Origin of the sequence: Bifidobacterium avesanii (assembly GCF_009299475.1) — a bacterium.
GTDB lineage: Bacteria > Actinomycetota > Actinomycetes > Actinomycetales > Bifidobacteriaceae > Bifidobacterium > Bifidobacterium avesanii.
The window spans coordinates 1-5,037 of sequence record NZ_WBSN01000040.1; the positions used below are offsets into that span (position 1 = coordinate 1).

At 64.6% G+C, this 5,037-nt stretch carries 2 protein-coding genes; one reads left to right on the forward strand and one right to left on the reverse strand.

Going from position 1 to position 5,037, the window contains the following annotated elements; all coding sequences use genetic code 11:
* Positions 1-1,078 precede the first annotated feature (1,078 nt).
* On the forward strand, positions 1,079-2,671 hold the full coding sequence (locus DSM100685_RS10590; protein WP_239512756.1) for a putative ABC transporter permease: 1,593 nt from the start codon (positions 1,079-1,081) through the stop codon (positions 2,669-2,671).
* A 337-nt stretch (positions 2,672-3,008) separates the two neighbouring features.
* Here DSM100685_RS10590 and DSM100685_RS10595 read toward each other — a convergent pair whose 3' ends face one another.
* Positions 3,009-4,199: a pyridoxal phosphate-dependent aminotransferase gene (locus DSM100685_RS10595; protein WP_152351301.1), complete on the reverse strand. Its 1,191-nt coding sequence runs from the start codon at positions 4,197-4,199 to the stop codon at positions 3,009-3,011.
* Between the last annotated feature and the right edge of the window lie 838 nt (positions 4,200-5,037).

A 5,037-nucleotide genomic window follows, 5' to 3' on the forward strand; every position in this document is an offset into this window, starting at 1 on the left:
GGTTGGCAGAAGCGGGATGGGTTGGCAGGCGGGAGCGTGATGGGTTAGCAGGTGGGGCGACGGGCCCGGCTTACGGTCTTCCGCCGGCCACGGAAGGCCGGCATTTTCCACGGGGCCGTTGGAATGACGCCGATTGTCCGGGGAATGCATGCTTTCCGTGGTCTAGCCCGCCGTCCGTAGGACCACGGAAGGCGTGCATTCCCAACTGGTTTGTTGGAATGACGCCGATGACGTGGGAAATATGCGTCTTCCGTGGTCGGGTGCCGCGGCCCTTTTGACCGGGCGACTGGTCGGGCGGATGGCCGGGCGGTTGACCGGGCGGGGCATTCCCGGTCGGGCGGCAACGGAAGGGCGATATTTTCCCTCTGACCATTGGGGCGACGCCGATCGGCGAGAAAAATGCGGCTTCCGTTGCCGACTTCCGCAGCCCCCGTGGCAAATAAACGGCGATATTGCCGACCGATTTGTTGGAATGGCGCCGATCATGCGGGAAATATGTGCCTTTCGTTGTCGGTGCACGTCGCCTATTTGGCCAATAAACGGCGGTATTTTCGCCCGGACTGTTGGGATGGCGCCGCTTGCCCGGGAAATATGCGTTTTTCTTTGTCGGTTCGCGGTCGGTCCATGATCAATCTGCGGCCGGTCCTCGGCCAGTTTGCGGTCGGCCCGTAGTCGGTCTCCGGTCGGTCGGCGATCGGGATCCGGCCGCGGTCCGGCTAGGATGGGCGGCAAACCAATATGGCCGGGCACGCAGGGAGGCATCATGACGAACGCGCGAACCGAAAGCGGGACAGTCGGCTCCGGCGCGGCGGATGAGTCCGATCGGACGGCTAAACCCGGTGACGCGGTCAATCCCGGCGGAATGATCGAGCCCGTCACAACGGCCGGGACGACCGGAGAGGTCGGGGTGACCGGCATGGTCGGAATTGCCGTGTCCGACGGTCCGGCCGGTGTGACTGGGACGACTGGGGCAGCCGGGACGACCGGAGAGGCCGGGGTGACCGGAATTGCCGTGTCCAACGGTCCGGCCGGAGTAACCGAGTTGCCCGGCGTGGTTAGCGTGACTAGCGTGGTCGGAATGGCCGCATCCGACGGTCCGGTCGGCGTGACCGGAATGACCGGAACGACCGGGGCAGCCGGAGAGTCCGGGATGGCTGAGCTGCCCGGCATGGCCAGCGTGATCGGCACGGTCGCATCCGACGGTCCGGCCGGGGAGATCGGGGAGATTGAGTTGACCGGTGTGACCGGAACGACTGTGCCCGACAGCCCGGCCGGCACCGGCAAGTCAAACGGGGCCGGCAAATCGACCGAACCCACCGCCGACCCGGACGCGCGCAGGCTGCCGCTTGCCGCCCGCGTGTACGGCGTGCTCGTGCTCGTCGACGGCGCGATCACCGTGCTGCTGTTCGCGCTCGCCACCGTGGCCGTGGTGCTCGGCGGACTTGGCTGGACGGGCGGCTCGTCGGGTGCAGCAGGCTCAGTGGGCTCAGTGGGCGTAGCGGGCTCGTCGAGCGCCTCGAATGCCGCGAACTCCCTCGTCGACTGGCTTCCCGCGATCAACCCCGCATCCCTCACGTTCATCCTCGCCGTGGCGCAGGCCGTGGTGACGTTCGGCAACGCGGTGGGGCTCGTCGTGTTCGGCGTGTTCATCCTCACCAACCGCCGTCGGCACGTGGCGCGCTGGGCCTACGCGCTCATGGTGCCCACGGCGCTGGGTGGTCTGCTGCAACTCGCGCTCGAGGGCCTCGACTGGCCGATGCTCGTGCCGCTGGCGCAGATGATCTTCCTTGTGGTGCTGTCCGTGCAGGCCGATCCGGGGCTGCGCGAGGAGCGTCGCCTCCAACGGACCCTCAGAATGATGGACGCGCGCGACGACTACGAGGAGGCCCTCGCCCGCGGCATGGTCGGCCGTGATCCGACAGGCAGGGGCTACGCGGCGCTCGACTTCTTCAACATCATCTGGATCTTCTTCGTGGGCTGCGTGGCCGGGTGGGTCATCGAAATCCTGTATGTGGCCGCCATGACCGGCACGTGGATGAACCGCGCCGGCATGCTGTACGGTCCGCTGTCGCCCATCTACGGCTTTGGCGCGTGCATCCTCACGATCTGCCTCAACCGGCTGTACCGGCTCAACCCGGTGCTCGTCTACTTCGCCTCGGCGGTGATCGGCGGCGCGTTCGAGTTCTGCTCGAGCTGGTTCCTCGAAGTGGCGTTCGGCATCGTCTCGTGGGACTACACCGGCCAGTGGCTGTCGATCGGCGGGCGCACGAGCGGCAAGTACATGATGTTCTGGGGGCTGCTCGGCGTGGTATGGATCAAACTCGCGCTGCCGCGGCTCGTGCGGCTCGTCAACCGCATCCCGTGGAAGTGGCGGTACTCGCTCACGGCCGTGCTGTTCGCGCTCCTGTTCGCGGACGGCCTCATGACGCTCATGGCGTACGACTGCTGGTACGGCCGCGCGATCGGCCTGCCGCAGGACTCGCCGGTCACGCGGTTCTTCGCGCGGCACTACGGCGACGCGTTCATGGAGCATCGATTCCCGGGCATGACCATGACGCCGGGCGCGTGTAGGGGCTGTTGGGCCGGCGGTCTAGCGGTCCGGCGTGATCGGTTGTCCGGTCTGGGCGGTTCGATCGGGCGCGCCCCAGCCGGTGCATCCGGTCGCGCTTGACTGCGCTTGACCGCGCTTGACCACGGAAGGGCGATATTCCATGCGGTGCCGTTGGAATTCCGCCGATTGCTTGGGAAATATACGCCTTCCGTGGTCGGAGTCGGCATTTGTCTGACCACGGAAGACGCATATTTCCGACCGGATTGTTGGAATTCCGCCAATCGTCTGGGGAATATGCGCCTTCCGTGGTCAAAACCGGCGTCTGCTTGGCCGTGGCCTGACCATAGCCCGACCATAACCCGACCACGGAAGACGCGCATTCCCGACCGGATCGTTGAAACGCCGCCGATCACCCCGGAAATATGCGCCTTCCGTGGTCAGACAGGGACCCCGGCCCCTACAGCCCGTACTCCTCGCGGGCGAATTTCTCGAACACCGGGATCGAGCGCTTCACCTTCTCCGTGTCGATGCAGTACGCCATGCGGAAGTAGCCCGGCACGCCGAAGCTGTCCGACGGCACGAGGATCAGATCATGCTCCTTGGCCTTCATGCAGAAGGCGACGGCGTCGTCCTCCAGCGCCTTCGGGAAGATGTAGAACGTGCCGCCGGGGCGCACCACGTCGAAGCCGATGGATGTGAGCGCGTCGTACAGCAGGTTCATGTTCGTCTCGTACACGCCCAGATCCGCGGTCTCGTTCAGCACCTTGGACACGCCCAGCTGGATGGAGCTCGGCGGGCAGTTGTGACCGGTGCCGCGCGAGATCTGGCCCATCATCGGTACGAGCAGGTCCGCGTCCGTGGCCTCGGGGTTCACCGCCACATAGCCGATGCGCTCGCCCGGCAGGCTCAGCGACTTCGACCACGAGTAGCAGGTGAGCGTGTTCGCGTAGAACTTCGCCGGGTAGGGCTGCGTGCCGCCGTCGAACACGATCTCGCGGTACGGCTCGTCGCTGATGAGGAAGATGTCGTGGCCGTACTCCGTCTGTTTGGCGGCGAGGATGGCCGCCAGCTTGGTCAGCGTCTCGGCGGAGTAGACCGCGCCGGACGGGTTGTTCGGCGTGTTGATGAGCACGGCCTGCACGTTCGGGTTCATGGCCGCCTCGAACGCCTCGAAGTTGATCTGGAAGTTCGCGGTGTCGGCGGGGATCACGGTGAGCGTGGCGCCCGTGCCCCTGACGTACGGCTGGTACTCGGGGAAGTAGGGGGCGAACGTGATGATCTCGTCGCCCGGCTTGGTCACCGCGCGCATGGCGTGGGCCAGAGCGCCCGCCGCACCCGTGGTGGGGAAGATGTGGTTGCCGGTGTACGCCATGCCGAAGCGCTCATTGAGGTTCGCGGCGATGGCCTCCTTGACCGACGGGATGCCGAGTGAGGGGGAGTAGCCGTGGATGGCCACCGGGTCGCCGTGCTCGTACAGGTCCACCATGGCGTTGGTGAACGACTTCGGCGCGGGGACGGAGGGGTTGCCGAGGCTGTAGTCGAACACGTTCTCGTAGCCGATCTGCGCGCCGCGGGCCGTCGCATACTCGCTCAGCTCGCGGATGACGGACTTGCCGCCCAGCATCGCCTTGTATTCCTCGTTGATCATGGCTCGCTCCTCCTGATCTGTGCTTTCTCCTGACGCCTGCGGCTCGTGGGCCGCGTGCGGTGCGCACTGCCGGCGCGCACCGCTGGTGTGTCGGGTGTGCGCCCGGTGTTCATGCGAATGCCTCCACACTACTACCGATTGCGCGTTGCGATGCGGAATGCCTCGTCGCCGCGGATTTTGACGGGGTTTGCTGGGACTTGGCGGGGACTTGGTGCGGTCTGATGATGCTTGATGAGGCTGAGTGGGCTTGGCGAGACTGGGCTGGGCGGGACGGATCGGAACTGAAAAGGGTTTGAGCACTGGTGCGCCAGGAATTCAATGGGGTGCGGCGGGGTATTTTCGATTCGTGTGGTGGTTTTTCTCCGCCGGGTTTGTAGCCTTGACGTCATATCGCCGGAACATCGGTGGGCTTTCGTGCCGGATGCGCCAAAAACCACCACACGAATCGAAAATATGGGTGGGAATGTCCGAAATTGTGGATTTCGTTGGACCGATGCGCCTATTGGATGTGGAATCTGCGGCGGCGCGACGCCCGGGCCACGTAGAAACCCCTTTATCCACGTTGAGACACGCCGAAAATCCCTTGTATTTCAACGATTGTTCACCTGCCGGTGGTGTCAGTTTGCGTTCCCGTAACAATTCGGGTAACTTAACTATTCGCTGCCTGACAGCGACGGTGATTCCCAAGAATTGTTGAAGCCGTCAGAGTGTCGTGGTTTGAGAACTCAAGAGCGTGTTTGTACTGCTTGTTTAGACAAGTTTTTTGATTGCCAGTCCAATCCCCGCCCGTCCGGTTTGCGCCGGGCTGGTCCATGAGAGTGGGGTGACGGGGGTTGGG